Annotated in this window: 23 protein-coding genes; 15 read left to right on the forward strand and 8 right to left on the reverse strand. The window is 42.3% G+C overall.

The window, feature by feature from the left end; translation table 11 throughout:
• Window positions 1-8 precede the first annotated feature (8 nt).
• The gene (locus EXT47_RS21535) at window positions 9-380 is read right to left on the reverse strand and encodes a DUF3019 domain-containing protein (protein ID WP_039496252.1); all 372 of its coding nucleotides are present in this window, start codon (window positions 378-380) and stop codon (window positions 9-11) included.
• Between the two features lie 10 nt (window positions 381-390).
• Window positions 391-1,182 (reverse strand): MipA/OmpV family protein, encoded by a 792-nt coding sequence (locus tag EXT47_RS21540; RefSeq protein ID WP_130127561.1) that lies wholly within the window; start codon window positions 1,180-1,182, stop codon window positions 391-393.
• A gap of 246 nt (window positions 1,183-1,428) precedes the next feature.
• Here EXT47_RS21540 and EXT47_RS21545 point away from each other — a divergent pair, with 246 nt between their 5' ends.
• A complete protein-coding gene (locus tag EXT47_RS21545) occupies window positions 1,429-2,586 on the forward strand; it encodes a serine hydrolase (protein ID WP_130127562.1) in 1,158 nt (385 codons plus the stop codon).
• A gap of 46 nt (window positions 2,587-2,632) precedes the next feature.
• Here EXT47_RS21545 and EXT47_RS21550 read toward each other — a convergent pair whose 3' ends face one another.
• The gene (locus EXT47_RS21550) at window positions 2,633-5,668 is read right to left on the reverse strand and encodes a TonB-dependent receptor (protein ID WP_130127563.1); all 3,036 of its coding nucleotides are present in this window, start codon (window positions 5,666-5,668) and stop codon (window positions 2,633-2,635) included.
• 338 nt (window positions 5,669-6,006) lie between these two features.
• Between EXT47_RS21550 and EXT47_RS21555 the strand changes: the two genes are divergently transcribed.
• The 3 genes from EXT47_RS21555 to EXT47_RS21565 all read left to right on the forward strand — a co-directional run bounded on the left by EXT47_RS21555 (window position 6,007) and on the right by EXT47_RS21565 (window position 9,654).
• Window positions 6,007-8,076 (forward strand): winged helix-turn-helix domain-containing protein, encoded by a 2,070-nt coding sequence (locus EXT47_RS21555; protein ID WP_130127564.1) that lies wholly within the window; start codon window positions 6,007-6,009, stop codon window positions 8,074-8,076.
• Between the two features lie 119 nt (window positions 8,077-8,195).
• Window positions 8,196-8,669, forward strand: a complete 474-nt coding sequence (locus EXT47_RS21560; RefSeq protein ID WP_039496262.1) for a peroxiredoxin — start codon at window positions 8,196-8,198, stop codon at window positions 8,667-8,669.
• A gap of 235 nt (window positions 8,670-8,904) precedes the next feature.
• On the forward strand, window positions 8,905-9,654 hold the full coding sequence (locus tag EXT47_RS21565; protein ID WP_226899056.1) for a phytanoyl-CoA dioxygenase family protein: 750 nt from the start codon (window positions 8,905-8,907) through the stop codon (window positions 9,652-9,654).
• A gap of 65 nt (window positions 9,655-9,719) precedes the next feature.
• On the opposite strand, the gene EXT47_RS21570 is transcribed toward EXT47_RS21565, so the two are convergent.
• Window positions 9,720-10,160, reverse strand: a complete 441-nt coding sequence (locus tag EXT47_RS21570) for a GNAT family N-acetyltransferase (RefSeq protein ID WP_130127592.1) — start codon at window positions 10,158-10,160, stop codon at window positions 9,720-9,722.
• Window positions 10,161-10,322: 162 nt separating this feature from the next.
• Window positions 10,323-13,067, reverse strand: a complete 2,745-nt coding sequence (locus tag EXT47_RS21575) for a methyl-accepting chemotaxis protein (RefSeq protein WP_130127566.1) — start codon at window positions 13,065-13,067, stop codon at window positions 10,323-10,325.
• A gap of 197 nt (window positions 13,068-13,264) precedes the next feature.
• Here EXT47_RS21575 and EXT47_RS21580 point away from each other — a divergent pair, with 197 nt between their 5' ends.
• Window positions 13,265-13,990, forward strand: coding sequence for a YebC/PmpR family DNA-binding transcriptional regulator (locus EXT47_RS21580; RefSeq protein WP_010375669.1), 726 nt, complete (start codon window positions 13,265-13,267; stop codon window positions 13,988-13,990).
• 60 nt (window positions 13,991-14,050) lie between these two features.
• Here EXT47_RS21580 and EXT47_RS21585 read toward each other — a convergent pair whose 3' ends face one another.
• Window positions 14,051-14,863: a hypothetical protein gene (locus EXT47_RS21585; protein WP_130127567.1), complete on the reverse strand. Its 813-nt coding sequence runs from the start codon at window positions 14,861-14,863 to the stop codon at window positions 14,051-14,053.
• A gap of 176 nt (window positions 14,864-15,039) precedes the next feature.
• Between EXT47_RS21585 and EXT47_RS21590 the strand changes: the two genes are divergently transcribed.
• The 10 genes from EXT47_RS21590 (at window position 15,040) to EXT47_RS21635 (ending at window position 19,555) form a co-directional block, all read left to right on the forward strand.
• The gene (locus EXT47_RS21590) at window positions 15,040-15,966 is read left to right on the forward strand and encodes a hypothetical protein (protein WP_130127568.1); all 927 of its coding nucleotides are present in this window, start codon (window positions 15,040-15,042) and stop codon (window positions 15,964-15,966) included.
• Window positions 15,967-16,298: 332 nt separating this feature from the next.
• Window positions 16,299-16,760, forward strand: a complete 462-nt coding sequence (locus EXT47_RS21595; protein ID WP_039496270.1) for a GNAT family N-acetyltransferase — start codon at window positions 16,299-16,301, stop codon at window positions 16,758-16,760.
• On the forward strand, window positions 16,750-17,121 hold the full coding sequence (locus tag EXT47_RS21600; protein WP_039496272.1) for an SH3 domain-containing protein: 372 nt from the start codon (window positions 16,750-16,752) through the stop codon (window positions 17,119-17,121). Before EXT47_RS21595 ends, EXT47_RS21600 begins: the two co-directional genes overlap by 11 nt.
• Before the next feature lie 573 nt (window positions 17,122-17,694).
• A complete protein-coding gene (locus EXT47_RS21605) occupies window positions 17,695-17,916 on the forward strand; it encodes a calmodulin (RefSeq protein ID WP_010375679.1) in 222 nt (73 codons plus the stop codon).
• 59 nt (window positions 17,917-17,975) lie between these two features.
• Window positions 17,976-18,197: an EF-hand domain-containing protein gene (locus tag EXT47_RS21610; protein WP_039496274.1), complete on the forward strand. Its 222-nt coding sequence runs from the start codon at window positions 17,976-17,978 to the stop codon at window positions 18,195-18,197.
• A gap of 87 nt (window positions 18,198-18,284) precedes the next feature.
• Window positions 18,285-18,506, forward strand: a complete 222-nt coding sequence (locus EXT47_RS21615; protein ID WP_017218754.1) for an EF-hand domain-containing protein — start codon at window positions 18,285-18,287, stop codon at window positions 18,504-18,506.
• 68 nt (window positions 18,507-18,574) lie between these two features.
• Entirely contained in the window at window positions 18,575-18,796 is a 222-nt protein-coding gene (locus EXT47_RS21620; protein WP_017218753.1) for a calmodulin, read from the forward strand.
• Between the two features lie 50 nt (window positions 18,797-18,846).
• A complete protein-coding gene (locus EXT47_RS21625) occupies window positions 18,847-19,068 on the forward strand; it encodes an EF-hand domain-containing protein (RefSeq protein ID WP_010375683.1) in 222 nt (73 codons plus the stop codon).
• Between the two features lie 49 nt (window positions 19,069-19,117).
• Window positions 19,118-19,339 carry a crotonobetainyl-CoA--carnitine CoA-transferase gene (locus EXT47_RS21630; protein ID WP_010375684.1) on the forward strand — a complete coding sequence of 74 codons (222 nt, stop codon included), beginning with the start codon at window positions 19,118-19,120 and terminating at the stop codon, window positions 19,337-19,339.
• Between the two features lie 9 nt (window positions 19,340-19,348).
• Window positions 19,349-19,555: an EF-hand domain-containing protein gene (locus EXT47_RS21635; protein ID WP_010375685.1), complete on the forward strand. Its 207-nt coding sequence runs from the start codon at window positions 19,349-19,351 to the stop codon at window positions 19,553-19,555.
• 104 nt (window positions 19,556-19,659) lie between these two features.
• Here EXT47_RS21635 and EXT47_RS21640 read toward each other — a convergent pair whose 3' ends face one another.
• Both EXT47_RS21640 and EXT47_RS21645 read right to left on the reverse strand, forming a co-directional pair.
• Complete coding sequence (locus tag EXT47_RS21640; RefSeq protein ID WP_039496275.1) at window positions 19,660-20,175, reverse strand: hypothetical protein; 516 nt, start codon at window positions 20,173-20,175, stop codon at window positions 19,660-19,662.
• Window positions 20,176-20,262: 87 nt separating this feature from the next.
• The gene (locus EXT47_RS21645) at window positions 20,263-20,706 is read right to left on the reverse strand and encodes a GNAT family N-acetyltransferase (RefSeq protein WP_039496277.1); all 444 of its coding nucleotides are present in this window, start codon (window positions 20,704-20,706) and stop codon (window positions 20,263-20,265) included.
• Between the last annotated feature and the right edge of the window lie 94 nt (window positions 20,707-20,800).

Here is a 20,800-nt window from a genome sequence, read left to right on the forward strand (position 1 = left end):
AACTACTCCTAGAAAAGTCGCCAACGCACGGCGTTACTTTTTTGTTGTTTAAACACCCAAGCATATTGCAGCGCATAGCTTGCGAGAATATCCTTGTTATCTTCTAAGGTAATAAGCAAATCTTTCTCAACTAAAATCTCGCCTTGCCAACTCGCGGTTTTTTGCTGCTGCCAACAAACCAGCTCTTTTTCATCGGCATGGAGACAAAAGTTACCGGCCACAGAGGTTTGCCAGGTCACTGAGAGGTCGATAAAACATTGCTGACCTTGTTCGAGCGCAACACATTGCCCTGGTTTTACGGTCCATACGGGGACGTTAATTTCTTCTTTCGCTTGAGTTTGCATTGCGAGTAGGGCTAAGCCAAATAGTCGTTTTTTCATATTTAGCTCCTCAAAAAACGTAGCTAAGTGACAAGCCAATGCTTTCACCATGCTCAATTCTATCGTTAAAACTGACAATTGCTTTGGTGATAGGACTATCCATAATACCTGATGCATATTTGGTGTAGCTGACGTGGCCATCGACTATCCAATTTTCTGTTAAAGCGCGTGAAAATCCGAGCTTTACCCCAAGATTAGCCCCGCCTTTGGCATCGTAACCTTTAAATGGTGCGCCACCGTAGTAATAATCTAACATGGCCGAGTTTCGGTATTGTGCACCGACTGCGCTATAAAAGTGCCAGTTTTTGTATTGCCAGGGTTTAGCGATCCATAATGAAGCGTAGCTACCATCTGAATAATCTGAGTTAATCACTTTTGGTGCAACAATAGCTCTAATTTGTAAGCCAAATACATCCCCTGTAGCTCTTACCCCAAGATAAGACGAAGTGTTTAGCTCATAGCGAGTCCCGCCAAAACGGTAATTTATTCGCCCATGAGCGGTTGAGAGTAGGGCATCAAATTCCCAATTTTCTGTTTCATAAAACTGATAACCGAGTGCAAGTGCTGGGTCAAACTTCTCAGCGCGGCCTGGAAATTCGACAAATAGACCATTACTAAAATAGTAGGCGCCATGTACAGTGGGCGAAAACGAGGTCTCGGCATTATTGTAAATATCGCTGTTGTAATTTATCCCGTAACCAATGGCCAAATAGCCGTGACCTTCTTTTTTTGCGTTAGTGCTTTTGGCCTGCGCTGCACTTGCGGCCATAAGCACGGCTGCAATCAATAAATGTGTTTTCATAGCAATTTCTATTAGTTATTAATTTGCTAGTTACTGTAGTGAGTGTAAGCGAGTATAGCTGTATCGACTTTCTGCAAGTTGTATCGAATTGTATCCAGCTTGTTCTGGCTTTCCATAATGGTCTGACATTATGCCTGAAAATAAAGGAAGTCGTTACTGTTTGATACATTTTGAAAAAGTCAGAGACAGCATGGCGCGCATACCTTAGTTATTGTTTTATCACTTAAACGAAACGAGGTATTTCTCATGAGAACACTAAAACTGGTCACATTATTGTGTGGTGGACTGTCATTATTTGGCTGTAATGATAGTCAGTCGACGTCTAACCCTAAACCGAGCCCTGTCTCTCCTCCCGTAGCCGAAGTTGATTTTCAAGCGATGCTCGAACAAAGTGTTGAAGCGGGTATCCCTGGTATTGTGCTCTATATTGACTCGCCTACGCTTCAATTTTATGGTGCGGCTGGTTTAGCAGATAAAGAAAACACGATACCCATGACCACGGACGCTAGGATCCCAAATGGCAGTGCGGGGAAAAAAGTAACAGCGCTCTTAATGGCGATGTTGCATGAACAACAGTTATTAGATCTAGATGCACCGATAAGTGACTATTTGTCTGACGAACTTTTACAACAGATAGAAAACAGTGACGAAATGTATGTTCGGCAGTTACTCAATCATACGGCTGGATTATATGATTATCTCAATGATGCTAACGGTGAATTTTTTGCTGCAGTATTACAACAGCCAGACTTAATAAAAACGGATAGCTTTGCACTGCAGTTTGCCCTCAATCAAGAAGCCAATTTCAAACCCGGAGCTGCGTGGAAATATTCTAATACCGGATATTTATTGGCGGGCCTAATTATGGATAAAGTTTTGGGGGAGCATCACTCAAAGGCGATGCGTGAGTATATCTTTGAACCATTTGGCTTAAGTAGTATGAGTTATGGAGGAATCGAAAAGGCGTTTGGTGAAATTGCATCAGGGTACTTTGTTGATGATGAGGGCAATGAAATTAATACGCAGCCTTACTATGCCAATATTGGTGTGGCTGATGCACCGATTGTATCGACGGCTAAGGACCTTGGTGACTTATTTAAAATCATAATAACGAGCCCTGATATTCCCGCTAAGGTGCGTGAGCAATTGCTAGGCGAATCTGTATGGGTGGATACTGATGTCACCGGACAGCAATACAGCATGGGTATCTTTAGCGAGCAAGTCGGAAATAAACCGGTTTATCATCATAACGGTGCTGAGATTGGGTACGCGACGTTAAATTGGTATCTGCCGTCAGAAAGCATGGTTATGAGTGCAATTATTAATTGCCAAGGCTACAACCAATGCAATGCAGAGATTGACAAAATCTCAGATAAGTTACGCGATACACTTTTTGGTTTGTAAAGATAAGGGGCTACTCAGTAGTAGCCCCTCAAGTCAATGCAGAAGTCTAAAACTGGTATTTTGCTCCAATAAACGCAAAACGTCCTACACCTGAGCCGTAGGCACTATCAAAGTTACCTGAGCCGCCGACGATAAACGGACCTTTTTCATCAAATAGGTTATTCACACCACCATAAACAGAGAGAGTGCGGTTATCGCCTAGCTCCATGCTGTAGTTTACCGTTAAGCTATGAGTCGTAACTGATGGCAGCGCACCTTGCCAGAGCGGCTCTGGATCTGCGATACAGCTTGTCTCACCAGCTGTACAGCGTTCGTTATTTTTGGCGATAGCAGCTTGCCAGTCTTCATATCTCGAACGGCTGGCTTCCACTGCACCTTTATATTTTGTGCTCCAGCGTACACGCCAATCATTCTTATACCAAGTCAGTGAAATAGCGCCTTTGTCTTCAAAGATATCGGTGTTGAGGTAGCCTTCATAAAGGTCTTCGTATTGTCCATCAGGACCCGTACTGGTGATTGAGTATTCGATCACGTGTGTCCAATCGGCTTTCACCTTAAAGCTACCGTAATCGCTAGCGTCATACACATATTCTAGTGCGATATCGTAACCTTTAGTGCGGATCTCATCCGTGTTGATGACACGTTGATTGACTTCATAAATCTGCCCTTCTTCATCGCGTTTAATATCACGACAAAACTCGTTACTGTCACCGAATTCCATAGACGAAGCGTAACAAAACTTAATGATGTCTTCGTTAGCAAGTGAGCTTACCGCATCATCAATTTGAATATCGTAGTAATCTAGCGCAATTCTAAAATCCGGTGCAAAGGAAGGCGCTAAAGATAAACCAATGGTGATGGTATCTGCGGTTTCCTCAAACAGCTCGCTATTTCCTGAGTTGGGTGAGTAGCCGTTATTTTCGTCTTCAAAAGTACCTTCAGTGGCGATAGCGGCTTGTATTCCCGCATCTTTACGGCAATTGTCGTGGCCTGCATCTGTTGACGTCGCGGTAACACCATCACAGATATCATCAAAGCTATCATAGTCACCACGAGGTGGTGACATAAGCTCGGTGATTGTCGGTGCTCTCATAGCTCGAGCCCAGTTTGCACGAATGGAATAACCTTCGATTGGCTCATAAATAAAGCCCGCTTTGTAACTTTGGATTAATCCCGTATTTGCCCAACTGTAATCTGCGATACGAGCAGAGACCTCGGCGCTAAGCGATTTTGCCATTGGTGCGTCTTTTAATAGCGGTAACGATAATTCACCGAAGATTTCACGAACACTTACATCGCCTTCAAATGTGGGCACATAGTTAAACGTGACGCCACCATTTGGCACGTTGGTCGATACGCTCTGTGTATCTTTTCTGTATTCAAAACCAAAAGCTGAAGCAACGGCGCCTGCTGGGAGTTCAAATAAATCACCAGTAACAAATCCAGATACCGTTACCTGATCAATATCCGTTGTAATGGAAGGATTGGCGCGAATATAGTCTGCCGCCTCAGGTGTGATTGAGCCTTCACCGAATAAATTAATTGGTACACAGCCTTGGCTACGTGCTTGCTCGTCTTTACACTGAATCGTACCATCAGCAAGGCGCTCAGCATTTAGCGCCTGTTTAACTCGCGCAACGTAGATTTCGTTACTGCGGGTTTGTTCTTGCTTAAATTTGCCGTAGCCAACAGAAACATCCCACTCCCAGTCATCCCAAATATAACCGCGTAGACCGCCCCATGTTCTGATTGTTGTTCTTTCATTACTATTCACTATGTTACCGACCTCTGTGAATAGTCGATCCCAGGTCACACCTTTTGAGCTTGCCTTATCTCGAATTGCTTCTGGCATATATGGATTATCATAAGGAATACGGCCCATACAGTCTGAGCCAAATTGATTACTGTTTGGGTCATAGGTCACAATTGCGTCGCACTCGTCTTCGCTTTCAGGCGACTTTACATTGCGAGAGGTGTTGCGGCTGTACTGCAATTGAAAGTAAGCTTCTGTACCTGAGTCAAACTCATACTCTGTTTTTACTGCCGCTGAGAGGTCTTTGTCAGGCACCTTTAACATTGTAAATTGCTCAAAGTCGATGCCGTGAAGTTCTTCTTGCCAATCATCCCTTAAGGTTGTGCCGTCATACCAAAAGCCTGAATCGGGTTTAAAGCTACTTGATTCGTTAAATACACCACCTGGAATTGAATCGCTTAAACTTGTCCACTGGGATTTATCAATATCTCTCATGCAGTGATAGGCACTTTTTGTATCAGGGTCGTAGTTGGCAGTGAGCATCACGTTGCACATACGGTCGGTATCGTAGTCCCAGCTATTTTGTTGCTGTGCACGCTTTCTATCCCAGTAGCTTAGTCCTTTTTCTTCGTCGTAAGTAGCACTGACAAATAAGTAGCCTTTACCATTATCGTAAGTCGTACCGTAATCAGCATTTACCGTATATTCACGAGCGCCGCCTTCGGTACTTTCACCACCACGAGCACTAAATGTAGCCCCTTCTTGATCTTGCTGAGTTATGATGTTCACAACACCTGCAACTGCATCGGAGCCATAAGCCGCTGACGCACCACCGGTAATGATTTCAACTCGCTCAACCATACCTTTGGGGATGGTTGATAGGCTTATATAGTTGCCTGAATAACTGTTAGAAACTACTCGTCTACCATCAATCAAAGTTAGCGTCCTACTGACACCTAGCTCGCGTAAGTCGATAGTTGAAAGCCCAGTATTTTGAACACTGCTTTGCGAGTTACCATTGCCTGTACCTTCACTGACCTGAGGCATTTCTTCAAAAAGAATATCTGAAAGCGAACCGAAGCCTGCATCATTGAGAGACTCAGCCCCCATAGTGGCGATAGGAGTAGGTACCGAAAAGCTATCACGCTTGATACGAGAACCGGTGATGACGATTTTTTCTAGTGCTTTATCTTCACCTTGCGTTTTAACTACCGAACTACTTTGTTCAACTTGTTGGCGGTCGATTTGTTGCTCTTCTGCAGTTGCTGTATTGCTACATGCGAGCGCAATAGACAGGGCGAGTAATTTAATATTATTGTTAGGTGACACGGGAGTCCCTCTTTTAATTTCTGATTGTTGTTTATTTATTAGATAGTTAGGGCTTATTGAAAGAAGTACACACCTCATTGTTTTGACTAAGCAAAAAAGCACTGCACCTCATTTTAGCCATTGTGACCGTCACTATGATTCATGCAACGAATTGGACATCTATTCTTTGACGTTTTTAACTCTATTTAATATCTATTCTAAAATAAGCATATAATTCAATTTGTTAAGTCTTATTTCTTGAGGTGTTGCATTGTTGCCATGATGTTTGTCGCGTTACTTTTGTCTTTTGGTCGCTAATTTAGGTATGATTTACAACGTATTTACTCATGGTTATAAAAATGCAGCACAGTGCGACTTATCAGTTATTAGATGTCAATATTGATCCGGTTGGGCATATTTTGTCCAATGCCGGGCAGGAGTGTTGTGTCCAACCTAAATTTATCGAAGTGTTGACAGTATTGGCGCTTGCTTACCCAAGCGTGGTTACTCGAGAAGAAATCATTGAGCAGGTTTGGGGGGGGAACCTATTTGTTGGAGAGAAAGCGCTAACTAATGCAATTTGGCATCTTCGCAAAACTTTTAAAACCCTACTTGCAAGTAACGAGGAAGAAAGCAGCACCGCTGATTTTGAGGTGATCGAAACCATAAGAAAGTCTGGATATAGACTAAAAGCACAGCCAACCTTCGTCGATATCCAGGCTACTCCCAGTAAGCCAGGCGAGCAAAATTTGCCTTTTAAGCTCAAAGTGGCAGGGGGAGTCGCTACATTATTCATTCTACTGAGTGTTTTTATATACTTCTTAGTTGAACAGTCAAGTCATCAACTCGAAGGCGTGACGGATTATCCTGGACGTGAGCTTTTTCCTAGTGTTTCCCCGAATGAGCAGTACCTAGCGTTTGCTTGGCGAAAGTTTGGCAGTCATGCAGGACTATATTTAAAAAATCTAAAACGTCCTGATGAACCTCTTGAAGTATTAGTCGATGGCCCTGGAAATGTGTCGGTATCCGTGTGGGGGCGAGATAATCGCACGCTCTTTTATATAGAGAAGCGCTCAGAAGCATGTACGATTAAGTCACTGGATATAGTGACCAAAACACAATCAGATATAGCTAGCTGTATTGCAGATACGACCACTACCTTAAGCTATTCAGCTGAAAAAAACCTCCTTGGATTTATCGCAAAGCAAAGCCCTATGGATCCTCCAAAAGTAACCTTGCTAAATTTAAACGATAAAACAGCGACAGAGTTAGGCTGTGAGCTAGATTGTGACGGGAGTGGGCTTGAAAGTATTGCGCTTTCTCCCGATGCCAAGCAAATCGCGATTAGTCGCAACTTGCCGAACGGACTTGAAAATCTCTATTTGAAAAATCTGGATACCGGGAAAGAAGTTAAAATATTAAGTGGACATGATGACCTGCGAGGCGTGAGTTGGCATCCCAATGATGATTATTTGGTTGTATCAATGATTGAACATGGCGCACGTCGCGCGTATAAACTTTCACTTGAAGGTAAAGTATTGGGGACATTGCCGTTTGATGGGTTAAGTTACCCAAGCTTTAGTCAATCAGGGCGTTTATATTTTCATGACTGGAACATTAATACTTCTATTATGAAACTTGACCTTAACGCGCAGGTCACCAGTTCACCCTTTCCATTACTACAATCACAAACTAGTTTCCGTTATCCCAGCTATTCACCTGTGTCGGAGCGTTTACTCTTTGTGTCTAACCAATCAGGGTTTGATGAAGTTTGGGTGTCTAATTTGGAAGGTGATAAACGAATACAACTGACAGAGCTTGGGTTACAAGCAATGCACCCTGTATGGTCACCTGATGGCACTAAAGTGATTTTTACCACAAAGTCACATCAAGGAAGCCAACTTCAACTTTTGGATATGGCCACAAAACAAGTAACGCAACTCAAAACTGGGCTAAAGTATCACGGTAAACCCAGTTGGTCTCACGACGGTAGCTCAATTTATATTTCTGATGACAATAATGTATTTCGCATTTTTCTTGATTCAAAAACCGCTCCAGTGAAGTTAACTACTGGCACCACCGCACTTGAACATGAAGGGTTGTTGTACGTATATAAAAGCGAGACACAAGAAATGTGGCGTATCGATCTGGCAACTGGGGTCAACACGCTGTTATTTGAAAATGCACACTTGGCTTCGAGCGCAAGCTGGTCCGTGTCCGATGCGGGACTTTACTATTTGTATGTTCGTCGTGGAGACTTCCGCATTAGTTATTTTGACTTTGCCAGTAAAGCGCATAAAGATATTATCCGAGTTCCAGAACGTAGCTTTAGCCGAAGTCGCGGGCTTGTATATATAGCAGAAAAACAGTGGCTGCTATTTACCGGTTACGAAATCCCACAAGTAGATATAAAACGAATCGAAATGTAGTCATGAGTCACAATTTCTCGACTATCATAACCACAGGTTTGGATAAGAAATTAGCTATCCCAAGCTCAGGTTATATAACAAACTCAAGGCAATTAGCCCTTAGATGAAGGATTTAAACAATGATTGAAGCTGGACAAAAATTACCACAAGCCGAGTTGAGCGAACTTACTTCAGACGGCATGGTTAATCACGAAGTGACAGCGTTGTTCGCTGGTAAGAAAGTAGTGCTTTTTGCGGTTCCAGGTGCCTTCACACCGACTTGCTCTGCGTCTCATTTACCCGGTTTTGTCGTGAATGCAGATAAACTTGCTCAAAAAGGTGTTGATATCATCGCATGTATATCGGTAAACGATGCTTTTGTAATGAAAGCTTGGGGTGATGCACAAAATGCAGAAGCAATTATGATGCTTGGAGACGGCGATGCGAGCTTTACCAAAGCGCTAGGGCTTGAAATGGATACCGGTTCATTTGGCGGTGTACGTTCGCAGCGTTACGCTATGATTATTGAAGACGGCGTCGTGACAACACTCAACGTAGAACAACCTAAGCAATTTGAAGTCAGTAAAGCAGAAGTTATTTTAGATGCTCTATGACTGTAAAAGTCAATGACCTGAAGTTCAGGTAAATAATACCAGTTCGCTTTGAATGGCCTAAAGGTGCGCTTGTCTGAGCGAATTGGTATGAAAAAGAACGACTATTTTTAAGCCACTGATAAGAGGTGATAAATATGCACTCTGATTGGGCTAAATGCCTCTTAGCTTTTATAAAGCCGCACGGGGGTTAATTTATTTACTGGAATTTTCCGACAATGTCAGAGGTCAATATGTGATGGTAAAATCAGCCCATGAATTTGACGAGTGTGGCTACGTTATAAAACACAATTTTATACCGTCCGGCGAACTTAACAAAATAAAGCAAGTCGTTTTAGCGTTTCATCATGCGTGGCGGGCTGACAATAATGACTTTTATCAAAACAGAGCAGTAAATTCTGCCTATCTTACTGCACCAAAGTACCTAGGCGAACAGCAAAGGCTTGTCCTTTTTCAATTCATTGCCTCTACTCCTCTGGTGTCTCTAGCCGCATCCATATTTTCTGGTGAGTTTAGGTTCATGAATACTCAGCTATTTTTTAACCCAGTGAACGCTACTCAACTCAATTATTGGCACCGAGATCCGCAATACCATTTAACCCTCGAAGAGCAAAAACAAGCGTTGTTGTCGGGGCCCGAAGTGGTTCACTTTCGGTTAGCACTGGAAGATGAGCCCGGAATAGAATTGATACCAGGTACCCACAAGCGTTGGGACACAGTTCAAGAGTTAAATGTGAGGTTAGAGCAATCAGGGCATCATAATCATGAAAGTCTGTTAGAAGGTAAAACTATTCCACTGAAAGCGGGTGATCTTCTCGCTTTCTCAGCCAATATGATACATCGCGGTATTTATGGCAAAAATAGGTTGGCACTTGATATATTATTTTGTGAGCGTGACCCCAAACTCACTCAGTATATTAACCAAGAGTGTTTACCCGAGGGAGAAATGCTGACGTTACTTGACGTACCACATGTTTTTCACCGTTAAGTAGTTTATTTCGAGGTAAGTAAAGCTCAACACGATTAGCCCCTGTTGAGCTTAAAATATATGAATTAATTAGATTCTATAAGTCGCATTCGCAGGATTGGAAAAGGTTTTCCCATATCGTCAGTTGGTGAGCGTTCATATACCTTAAAACCTTTTGCTTCATAAAAGCCGACGGCTTCTGGGTTTTGCTCATTGACATCAACAAACTGCACATTTTGTGTTTCAAGCGCAAAGTGAAGCAGCTCAGTACCGACACCTTGTCCTCTGCTTTTTGCGAGTACAAACAACATCTCGATCTTTCGGTCATGTACACCAATAAAACCGACAATATCCGCGTCGCTATCTTTTACACAGTGCAGCGTAACGTTTGGAAACGCCTGTTCAATAATAATAGGTTTAAAATAAGCGATATCCACCTCAGTGATAAAATCATGAGTGGCTCGCACAGAGTCTTCCCAAACAGCCAGTAATTCCTGGTAATCGCTTGGTGTAACTGGACTTATCATCATTTTTCCTTTTGCCTAATAAAACAGTCCAAATGGGTAAAACGATAAACAAAAGGAAGATTAGCCAGCCGGACGAGCATAACATACCCGATGCATTAAAGGTACAACGGGTATTACAGTAAATTACTTGTATGTGGTTGTATAGATAGTGCGCGCCCTTAACTATTCATCTAGTTGAAAAAATGCAACTTGATCGGTAAGTAGTTTGGCTTGATTTTCCATATTTCTACCTGAACGAGATGTTGTTTCAACCAGAGTAACGTTCTGCTGAGTAATATTATCCATTTGCGCGATGGTGGTGGAAACCGCAGCTATCCCTTCAGCTTGCTCTTTCCCAGCGTTATCTATGTCTGCCACCATTTTGCTCACCTCGGCAATTGATTGCATTAGCTCATCGAAAGTCGTGCCTGACTCGTATACAAGTTTGCTGCCTTGCGCCACCGCATCAACGCTATTTTTGATCAATGCTTTGATTTCACGCGCCGCTGATGCGCTACGTTGAGCAAGGTTTCTCACCTCTCCGGCAACCACGGCAAATCCGCGTCCAGCCTCACCAGCCCGCGCTGCTTCAACGGAAGCATTGAGTGCTAAGAGGTTGGTTTGGAAAGCTATTTCGTCAATGACACTAATAATGTCAGAGATTTTCGTGCTGTAAGATTCGATTTTACCCACTGCGGTAATGGCATCATCAATCGATGCTTTACCTGAGTGTGCTTTTTCTCTAACAATAGTCGCTTTCTCTGCGGCATTGCTTGCGCTACTCGCATTCTTTTTAACCGTAGCGGTAAGCTCTTCCATAGTAGCGGCGGTTTCTTCTAAGCTCGCCGCTTGATTTTCAATGCGGCTATTGAGTTCTTCGTTGTTATTCGCGATTTGTTTAGCCACATCAAACACTTGCTCTGCACCGTTGTTTATGGTGTTAACTAAGTTGCTTAATTTATCGAATAAGCCGTTCATTGCTTGTTGTAGCACCGAGAACTCGCCACCTATGTGGTGGGTGATCCTATGCCTTAAATCACCTTGCTCCATTGCCAAGATAGCATCTTTAATATGTTCAACCGCTTGTTTTTGTTCTGTGATATCCGTTGCATATTTAACGACTTTAAAGGGACGGCCTTGTTGATCGAGGATAGGGTTATAAGACGCTTGGATCCATACCTCTCGACCTTGTTTTGCCAATCTTAAGTATTGTCCTGAGTCGAATTCACCTCGGTTGAGCTTTTGCCAAAATTGCTGGTATTCAGAGCTAGTGGCTTGTTCGTGTGTGGCAAAAATACGGTGATGTTTACCTTTGATTTCGTCAAGTGAGTACCCCATCGTATCTAGGAATGACTCATTGGCCCATAAAATAATACCGTCCATTGCAAACTCAATGACGGCTTGTGATTTACGAATGGCTTGAAGCTGACCATCAAAATCAGCAGCAATGGCCTTTTGCTCGGTAATGTCCGTTGCGAACTTAACAACTTTTATTGGCTTGCCTTGCTCGTCTAAAATGGGGTTGTAGGTGGCACTAATCCAGATTGCTTTACCACCTTTGCCTAAACGGTGAAACTCTCCGGATTCAAATTGGCCCTGTTTTAAACGCTGCCAGAATGCTTTGTATTCACTGCTTTGCGCGTAAAAGCTGTCGACGAACATGCTGTGATGCTTGCCAATGATTTCTTCTTTCTTATAGCCCATGACAGACAGGAAGTTTTCATTTGCTTTTAAAATATTACCTTGCAAATCAAACTCGATAACGGCTTGCGAGCGATTGATGGCTTTGAGTTGTCCAGCAAAGTCGAAAGACGCCAGTTTTGCTTGAGTAATATCCGAGGCATATTTGACGATTTTGCCCAACTGGCCATTTTCGTCATAGATGGGAGTATAGGTTGCTTGGATCCACAGAGTGTTTCCTGATTTGGTTAGGCGTTTAAACTCACCTGATTGATGCTTTCCTTGTCGTAAAGCGTGCCAAAAGTCTTGATATTCGCTGCTCTCAGCGTCTTCTCGTGCCACAAAGAGTCGATGATGTTGACCCTGTATTTCACTTAATGTGTAACCAACCGCATTTAAAAATAGCGTGTTTGCAGTCTTTATATTCCCGTAAGGGTCAAACTCAATAACGGCTTGAGTTTGTTTGATGGCATTAACTTGACCTTGAAAGTCAGCGGCTTTTGATTTTTGAGCGGTGATATCTGAGGCATATTTTACGACTTTGATAGGCCTATTCTGTTCATCAAAAATTGGATTATAAGTGGCTTGGATCCATATCGTTTTACTTGATTTTGTTTGCCTTGCGAATTCACCTTCAAAAAATTCGCCATTGTTTAGGCGTTGCCAAAATGCTTTATACTCCTCACTGGCTGCGTAGTCATCCTTAACAAACAGACTGTGATGCTTGCCTTGTATTTCCTCTAGGCTGTAACCCATAACAGACAAAAAGTTGTCATTCGCGCTTAGCACTTTACCGTGCATGTCGAACTCGATAATCGCAAAGGACGCTGATAAAGCTTGTAAATTTGCACTCATGTTGGCAATGGTTGTGAGGTAATCACTAATGTCAGTCGCAATAACTAAAATTCTGCCTTCTTGAGTACGTGATAGCTCTAGTAACAACTTCTTCGGTTTGTGGTCATTCGCAGTATTGAGAGAGAGCGCTATCTTTACATGTGCTTGGTGCTCAAGCTGAGCGAGCCCACGCTTAAGTGCAGCGGCATCGGTTGAGGTGTGACATATAAAAGCGAGAGATTTCAGCTCGTGGGTAACTGGGTATCCGAGTAAGCGGGTAAAGGCTGGACTAACCTGAAAAATATCTGTTTGATAATCCACTTCTAAGTAAGGCGTAGTTGCCTTAAAGTGTTGAAATAGCGCTGTATCTTGTCCATCTTGCTTTTTTGCTTTTCCCAAGCCAAACGTGATCATATATAAGCCACCCGTAGCGGTAAATTTTAACAATATTAACTATAGTAAAGTTGCTTAGGTCCGCCACAAAATAGCCGCAAAACAAGCATATAATCGTGCGACGTAAAGCAAATTATCATCACGGATAATAAGGGTATAGCCGTAACTCAAATGTCTTGGTAAAATCTTCGCCAATTTTTATAAAAACGAGCATTAAGATGGGCAGAGCATTTGAAGTCCGCAAAAACGCCATGGCAAAAACGGCGGCGGCAAAAACAAAAGTAAACTCAAAATACGGAAAAGAGATTTACGTTGTTGCTAAAAATGGCGGCGCAGATCCTGAAACGAACTTGTCACTACGTCGTTTAATCGACAAGGCAAAGAAAGATCAAGTTCCTGCACACGTTATTGATAAAGCAATCGAAAAAGCGGCAGGCGGTGCAGGTGAAGATTACACGCCAGCGCGTTACGAGGGTTACGGTCCAGGCAACAGCATGATCATCGTTGACTGTTTAACAGACAACATGAACCGTACTATCAAAGATGTTCGCTTACCGTTTACCAAAACTGGTTCAAACTTAGGTAACCCAGGTTGTGTGGCGCATATGTTTGACCACTTTGCAATCTTAGGATTTGCAGGTGATGACGACGAGTCAGTTTTGGAAGCGCTAATGATGGCTGATGTTGATGTTACTGACGTAGAAGTTGAAGACGGCCAAGTTTCTGTTTTCGCACCTCACACTGAATACTTCAAGGCGAAAACTGCACTGACAGAAGCGTTTGAGGGGATCACGTTTGAGGTAGACGAAATCACTTGGGTGCCGCAAACTCACGTAGAAATTGAAGATCCAGAAGCAATCGAGACATTCGAAAAGCTAATCAATATGCTTGAAGATGTGGATGACGTACAAAACGTTTACCACAATGCGATTGTTAAAAGATAAGCCGCTTATCGATATAGCGCATAAATAGTTAAGGCCGACATAGCTCGGCCTTTTTATTGCCTATGCTTTACACCTCGCAACATTAGTTTTTATCATGGCAACAGGAAACAATAATAGTAGCGTTTGCGAGCCAATATAGATGACCCAATTAACGTGCCTTGCAATAGGAAAGTAGCCATCCCCTTGGTTTGCGAACAGCCAAAATTGACCGATAATAGCATCCGCTAGCATTGCTAGAATAAAGCCGCTGGCAACTGCGTAGTTGGTTTTTTCGTTGAGTTTAAGGTTTTGAATCATAAGCCAAAAACCAAAAACACCGAGCAAGGTCACTAATAAGCTATAACTTGCGCTCAACAGCAGGGAGTATTGGCTTATCGTGGGTAGGTACATCATTTGATAGCTAAGCGACGATAACGCAATAGACACCACAACCAATACGGTCGCGGTTGCTAATGTTAATGCAAATTCTCGCCTTAAAAACCGAATAAGCAGTCCGAGTAAAAGCCCATAACCAAAGGCAAAAAACCAAATAGAGTCGATCAAGTAGTCATGCTTTATGGTTTGATCTTGACGATGATAAAGCTCAAAGAGATTGAAGTTGACGATATCTCCGCCAGTACATAAGAGCAGGGCTATCCAACAGAGTTTTATGTCTTTGTGTAAAGTACTGGGACTAGTAGCCAAGCTGGTTTTACGAACATGCCACCCTAATCGCAACACAAGAAGTAGTGAGACTGATGGTAAAACCCATTGAAATAAGGCTTGGTGACTTTGCCAAAGTAGGCTGCTGCCAAGCAAAGACGTCACGGTCGCAATGCCAAGCAAAAGCAATGTGATAGGTTTATAGTGGACGGTTTGCAGTATATTATTCACAGTCTTCCTTGTTGGCAATTATGGCAAGCTGTTTAGAGGCTCGTTTTTCACCTTATGCAAAGTGTAATAATTATCTGCGTAATTGCCTCTTGCTGTATCAATTTACAGTACAATCATTTACAGTATTTGTCTTGCAGATCTATTACATTGCTACTTTTTATAAGGGTAACTCTTTCATGTCTAATCTTAAACTCAATATAGCGCTTTCATGCTCAGCTCTTGCATTGGCTTTTTCTGGGTTTAATGTCATTCAAACCAAATTAGCAACCTCTCCGGTGGCAACGCACGTGTATCAGAGTCCTACTCAACAGCCTCACTATAATGCAACTGAGTATACGCAGGGCACTCAGATTTCAACTGACGAGTCTGAACAAGTTGCTAAGTTAATGGCTCGGATCAATAAACTTGAAACGAGGTTACAGGCGTTGTCGATGGAAAAGTCAGATTTACTCTCTGAGCAGGCGCCGGATGAGTTTGAGTCTTTAATCTTCTCTTTGATAGAAAAGCGTGAACAGCAGAAAATCGACGAGATGAAAGCAGAAAACCCGATTTATGGCTTTTATGAAGACTTACCCGAAGACTACGAAATGCGGATCAAAACTGATCCTGAGTACGCAAGTCAAATCAGCAACGATTTAAAACAGAAAATTCTAAATAACAGTTTACCGGCGGCGGAGCGTTTAGCTGCAATGAGTCAGCTGCAAATGAACATGTTTATGCTAAATCGCAATGAGTTAGAGCAATATGATTATCAAGCAGTAGAATCTATCCTCAATATGACGCACAACATGAGTGATGAAAAGTTGAGGCTACAGGCGCTTGAGCTTGTGTCGCGTACACCTATCGTTGATGAGCGTTTGTCACAATCGTTTGTGAAAATGCTAGAGCAAGAGCCTAATGATTACGTGAAAAGTCTCGCAGCAGAAGGATTGATGTCACAGTACTTCCAGTCAGGCGCTGATCCAAAGCAGCAACAAAGGATCGCTCAGGATTTGCTGTCTCTCTACGAAAATGCATCAGACCCTAAGGTTAAAGCCATCCTCAAAAACTTGATGGGCGATGAGCGTATGCTAGAAGAGTTAAAACGCCAGTCTAATGGCTGATGTACATTAAGGCTAACTGAGTGAGAAGCTGAGCTTTACCAAACTTTGGTACTTTTAGTAATAGTTACACTTGGGTGTTCAGCTTAATCCCCGGCTCTAGTTAATTAACCTGAGGTTTGGATAAGGAATGAACTAACTAATTGTTTTTAAACACACATTAAATTATCCCCTTATCTAGCCAGAGAGTTTTAGGGATAACTAGACGAATTTACGCACCAATAGCTGGCTATTGGAAGTGAATTCAACGCAGTTAGCGCTAAAGCTGGCTGCTAGAAAGGCATTAATTATCCGCAGCTCAGGTTAATTAATACCGAAAATCAAGGAAATGATAAATGCAAATCGTTGCACTTGATGCGAGTGTTCCATCACTTGATACATTAATAGCAGAAATCGATGCGCTGATGAATTCGCTATATCCTGCTGAAAGCAACCAGCTATCGGTATTGCAAGAGTTATGTTCACCTACTGCGCATTTTATTGGCATTGTCCAGCATGACGAGATCATTGCTTGCGGCGCAATCGTCGAAAAGCATCATGATTGTCTCTATGGTGAGTTGAAAAGACTGTATGTAAAGCCAAATCATCGCGGTCTTGGTTTATCAAAAGCAATCTTGTCCGAGTTAATCGCTTTTGCAGATAATCGTCAATATCCACTGATACGGTTAGAAACCGGAGTTAAACAACCAGAAGCCCTCAGGTTATATGCGCAGTTTGGTTTTATCGAAAGAAAAGAATTTGGTGATCACAAGTCGGATCCGCTGTCTGTCTATATGGAGTTAAAACTTGGAAAATAAGCAGTTAGATATCGAATATCAAGTAATCAAGGAACATATCAATGAGTTTCCGACCCCCATCACGTTTAAACAAGGCGCCAGATTGACCGTTGGTGAAGAATATGAGGGCGAAGAGGGGTGGGACAATTGGTTTTTCTGTGAAACTGAGGAGCAAGTGTCTGGTTGGGTACCTGCTCAAGTGTTTCGCTTAGTCAATCCCAAACAAGGTATCGCATTAGTGGACTATACCGCTCAGGAACTATCGGTAGTTCATGGTGAACACTTATTAGGGCATAACCAACTCAATGGTTGGGTGTGGTGCTCAAGTAAAAAGTCAGCGCTGCAAGGTTGGGTACCGCTTCGTAATCTAACACCAATCTAGCGGGTGTTGCTTTTTAGCAACACTCCTCTCTTTTCTCTACTATTTTTTTAAAATACTTGTGTTTTTCGTCAGTTTCCCGCCCACTCAGTCACTTTTATAGCAATTATTTCAAGATGGGCTTTAGTTTTAATCTATTGATTTTTAACTGTTTTTATTTGTTTTCTGGTTTCTTAGAAAATATAAGAAAAAATTTTCGATATTTTTATAAAAATTTTTTCTGACGGCTCTACTCAATACCGAATGTGAATGATTATCGCATGAAACTTAACCGCTTTGGGCTGCACTTACATCCTAATTTTTTATGGTGTTGCTTTTATGCGACATCTTAACTTATTGAAAATAAATATGTTTTTATTTTATCTCAAAGTCACCTGTTGCTAAATGGCAACAATCTCACTGAATCCGCCCTTAATGAAAATCTACCTTTACTTTTAACCTATTGATTCTTAATTGCTTTTAAACTTTGGCATCAAAGTTGGAATAGTTATCTCGAAAGCAAAAAACATTCGCTTCAACACAAACCAACGTAGAGAAGCAGAAACGACAAGTTTAGAAATATGAGAGGAACTGATTATGAAAACTTTAGCAATCGCACTATCAGCAGCTGTACTTTCTTTCGCATCAGTAGGTGCTCACGCAAACTCTGAGTTTGATAAATACGATGTTGATGGAGATGGCTACATCTCACTAGGCGAATCAAAAGCAAATCCAAATTTGATGGCGCAGTTTAAAGACCTTGACGCCGACCAAGACGGTCAATTAAGCCAGTCTGAGTTTGATAACTTTGAAGGCTAAGCACGAGCCGACGACATAATAGCAAAGTTTTAAATATACCCCAATTTAAGGAAAAGATTATGAAAAATGTATTAGCAGCACTATCAATCGCAGGTTTATCAATAGTTTCAGCGTCAGCACTCGCTGGTGATGACTTCGCAAAATTGGATACTGATGGCAACGGTTCAATCAGTGTAACAGAAGCGAGCGTAAGCGCGTCATTGAGTGAGCAGTTCGCGGATTTAGACGCTAATGCCGATGGCGAACTAAGCAAGTCAGAATACGCAAATTACGAAGGCTAATTTGGCACTGGATTTTATAATGAGTTAAAGAGCTGGGTCGCATGCCTAGCTCATCAGAACAAAATGACACAATTGAAGGATTAGATTATGAAAAACGTATTAGCAGCACTATCAATCGCAGGTTTATCAATGGTTTCAGCATCAGCATTTGCTGGTGGCGATTTCGAAAAACTAGATACTGATGGCAACGGTTCAATCAGCGTTACTGAAGCAAGCGTAAGCACTTCGTTAACTGAGCAGTTTGCAGACTTAGACGCGAACGCCGATGGCGAGCTAAGCAAATCTGAGTACGCGAACTACGAAGGTTAATCGCTAGGTGGGCATAGCGCCCACTGCCTTTAACACCATTACGAAAACGACAGAAGGATTGGACTATCATGAAAAACGTATTAGCAGCACTTTCGATTGCAGGTTTAACATTCGCTTCAGCTTCTGCATTAGCTGGTGAAGATTTCACTAAATATGATACTGACGGTAACGGCACCATCAGCATGACTGAGGCAAAAGTAAATCAGTCGCTTGCAGAGCAATTTACACAACTAGACAGCAATGCCGACGGTGAGTTGAGCGAGTCTGAATTCGCAAATTACCAAGGCTAATCAAGCCGTCCAAAAGCAAATCATATTTAGGAAATTTTAGGAGCAGAATGATGAAAAATGTACTTATCGCACTATCAATCACAGGTCTAACATTGGCTTCAGCAAATACTATTGCTGGTGAAGATTTCGCAAGCTATGACACAGATGGCAACGGTGCTATTAGTATGAGCGAAGCAAAAGTAAATACAGCGCTTATCGAGCAGTTTAAAGACTTAGATGTAAACGCTGACGGAGAACTAAACGAAACTGAGTTCTCTAACTTTAAAGGTTAATTTGCGACTAGAGCCGCAATGAGAGACGGGCATAGTGAGGAGAATGGCTATGAAACTTAGAACGGTATGTGCAACGACCATAGGTGTATTGGTGAGTACGATGGCACTGGCAGCAACCTTGTCATTTCAAGATGTAGACAAGGATAAAGACGGGCAGATCAGCCAGCAAGAAGCATCAGTATCATCAACACTACTCGGTCAGTTCGAGAAGCTAGATGCAGACAAAAATGGTCAGCTAAGCGCTTCTGAATTCTCTAACTTTAAAGGCTAGGAGGTCACAATGAAAAAGTTAGCAACAGCAATTACAGCCGCCACAGTACTTTTTGCCGGCTCAGCAATGGCAGCAGAATTTAACGATTTTGATTTAGATAAAGACGGTTTTATCTCTAAAAGCGAAGCATCACTGTCAGAATCTCTTGCTTCAATCTTTGATAAGCTAGACAGCGACGGAGATGGCAAACTGTCTGAGAAAGAATTTAATCAGTAAGCAAGTGGCAATCCAAAGCGCCACGCCTCCCCAAGCTCGACTTTGTAGTCGGGCTTTTTTTATTTCGAGCTGCTAGGGAGCTTAAGGTTTAGATAGTGAAGGGATTAACTTAATTCATTGATCCAACGAAGCTCGCGGATCCATTTCTGCATTTTAGGAAAGCCTTGTTCTGGGCAAGTCATATCCCATGCATTGAGTAATGGGTAGCCGAACCCTTTCCCTTCCTTAAAAGCACTTACGAAGCTATTGCTGGCGCCTTTATAGCCATCTTTATGTAATACAACCTCTAGAGGCAAGCCAATATATTGAATGGCAGCAATCGACCATGCAATGGCGGCCATTTCTTCCCCTTGCATGGCTTGCTTCTCTCTGCCATTTTTTAGGCCATTTTTATACACGTCTTCATGAAGTTGGTCGCGGAATATCGGCTCACATACGGCAATATGACCAGCTTCGTGCAATATATCGCCAGGATATAGCAATTTCTCATTATCAATATAAAGTGTCCCCATTACCGTTTTCAGACCCGGTAAAAACGTATTTTCCTCGACTTCATGAAATCGAAAAGGTAGCTGGATTTCGGTGAGAAAATCACAAATGCGTTTAGTATGCTCGTGCATGGTAATTCCTTTAATTGGCCAACTTACATTTTTAAGTGAGTTTAACCTAATGTTTCATTTGCGCAAATTACCATAAATTACAACTTATTATAGAGGTAGCTTGATCACCGCTAGCATCTCACCATCGTCTTCATTGATTCCAATTTCTTGAAAGCCAAAGCTCGCGTAAAACGATTTTGCAACGGGGTTGCTCGGTACATAACAGATTTCTATGGTGGTAAGGTTTGGTGTCAGCTTGATTTCTTCGAGTGCGAGGGTGAGCGCTTTACGCCCAATCCCTTGTTGCTGAAATTGTTGATCAACCATAAAGCGCCAAATGGAGATGCGCTCTATACTCTCTTGTACCCACATTAGCATCCCAACAGCTTCATCATCTTGATAAATTGCGCGTGTGGTATAGCCATCATTAAATGTTGATTCCACGATGGAAAACATGTTGCAGGCTACCAAATCTTGCTGCTCAGGGCTGACATCTAAATCGCAAATGGCTTCGTAGTTGTGTTTATCAATGGCTCTTAGAGAGATATTCATCACGGCGTCCTTGTATTGTTATAGAAACACTATTTCAAACATGGTTGTTTTGGCAAGAGAAAGTTTGCTTTATAAAGCAAACAATCATTGACCG

This window comes from Pseudoalteromonas sp. CO342X (genome assembly GCF_004208915.1).
Classification (GTDB): domain Bacteria; phylum Pseudomonadota; class Gammaproteobacteria; order Enterobacterales; family Alteromonadaceae; genus Pseudoalteromonas; species Pseudoalteromonas maricaloris.

What these genes read in the sequence shown, in the direction of transcription:
- EXT47_RS21610 (WP_039496274.1), top strand. Translation starts at nt 17,976, where the DNA reads ATGAAAAATGTATTAGCAGCACTATCAATCGCAGGTTTATCAATAGTT.
- EXT47_RS21635 (WP_010375685.1), top strand. Translation starts at nt 19,349, where the DNA reads ATGAAAAAGTTAGCAACAGCAATTACAGCCGCCACAGTACTTTTTGCC.
- EXT47_RS21620 (WP_017218753.1), top strand. Translation starts at nt 18,575, where the DNA reads ATGAAAAACGTATTAGCAGCACTTTCGATTGCAGGTTTAACATTCGCT.
- EXT47_RS21540 (WP_130127561.1), bottom strand. Translation starts at nt 1,182, where the DNA reads ATGAAAACACATTTATTGATTGCAGCCGTGCTTATGGCCGCAAGTGCA.
- EXT47_RS21645 (WP_039496277.1), bottom strand. Translation starts at nt 20,706, where the DNA reads ATGAATATCTCTCTAAGAGCCATTGATAAACACAACTACGAAGCCATT.
- EXT47_RS21640 (WP_039496275.1), bottom strand. Translation starts at nt 20,175, where the DNA reads ATGCACGAGCATACTAAACGCATTTGTGATTTTCTCACCGAAATCCAG.
- EXT47_RS21605 (WP_010375679.1), top strand. Translation starts at nt 17,695, where the DNA reads ATGAAAACTTTAGCAATCGCACTATCAGCAGCTGTACTTTCTTTCGCA.
- EXT47_RS21535 (WP_039496252.1), bottom strand. Translation starts at nt 380, where the DNA reads ATGAAAAAACGACTATTTGGCTTAGCCCTACTCGCAATGCAAACTCAA.
- EXT47_RS21545 (WP_130127562.1), top strand. Translation starts at nt 1,429, where the DNA reads ATGAGAACACTAAAACTGGTCACATTATTGTGTGGTGGACTGTCATTA.
- EXT47_RS21630 (WP_010375684.1), top strand. Translation starts at nt 19,118, where the DNA reads ATGAAACTTAGAACGGTATGTGCAACGACCATAGGTGTATTGGTGAGT.
- EXT47_RS21575 (WP_130127566.1), bottom strand. Translation starts at nt 13,067, where the DNA reads ATGATCACGTTTGGCTTGGGAAAAGCAAAAAAGCAAGATGGACAAGAT.
- EXT47_RS21615 (WP_017218754.1), top strand. Translation starts at nt 18,285, where the DNA reads ATGAAAAACGTATTAGCAGCACTATCAATCGCAGGTTTATCAATGGTT.
- EXT47_RS21595 (WP_039496270.1), top strand. Translation starts at nt 16,299, where the DNA reads ATGCAAATCGTTGCACTTGATGCGAGTGTTCCATCACTTGATACATTA.
- EXT47_RS21570 (WP_130127592.1), bottom strand. Translation starts at nt 10,160, where the DNA reads ATGATAAGTCCAGTTACACCAAGCGATTACCAGGAATTACTGGCTGTT.
- EXT47_RS21625 (WP_010375683.1), top strand. Translation starts at nt 18,847, where the DNA reads ATGAAAAATGTACTTATCGCACTATCAATCACAGGTCTAACATTGGCT.
- EXT47_RS21590 (WP_130127568.1), top strand. Translation starts at nt 15,040, where the DNA reads ATGTCTAATCTTAAACTCAATATAGCGCTTTCATGCTCAGCTCTTGCA.
- EXT47_RS21565 (WP_226899056.1), top strand. Translation starts at nt 8,905, where the DNA reads ATGGTAAAATCAGCCCATGAATTTGACGAGTGTGGCTACGTTATAAAA.
- EXT47_RS21560 (WP_039496262.1), top strand. Translation starts at nt 8,196, where the DNA reads ATGATTGAAGCTGGACAAAAATTACCACAAGCCGAGTTGAGCGAACTT.
- EXT47_RS21555 (WP_130127564.1), top strand. Translation starts at nt 6,007, where the DNA reads ATGCAGCACAGTGCGACTTATCAGTTATTAGATGTCAATATTGATCCG.
- EXT47_RS21580 (WP_010375669.1), top strand. Translation starts at nt 13,265, where the DNA reads ATGGGCAGAGCATTTGAAGTCCGCAAAAACGCCATGGCAAAAACGGCG.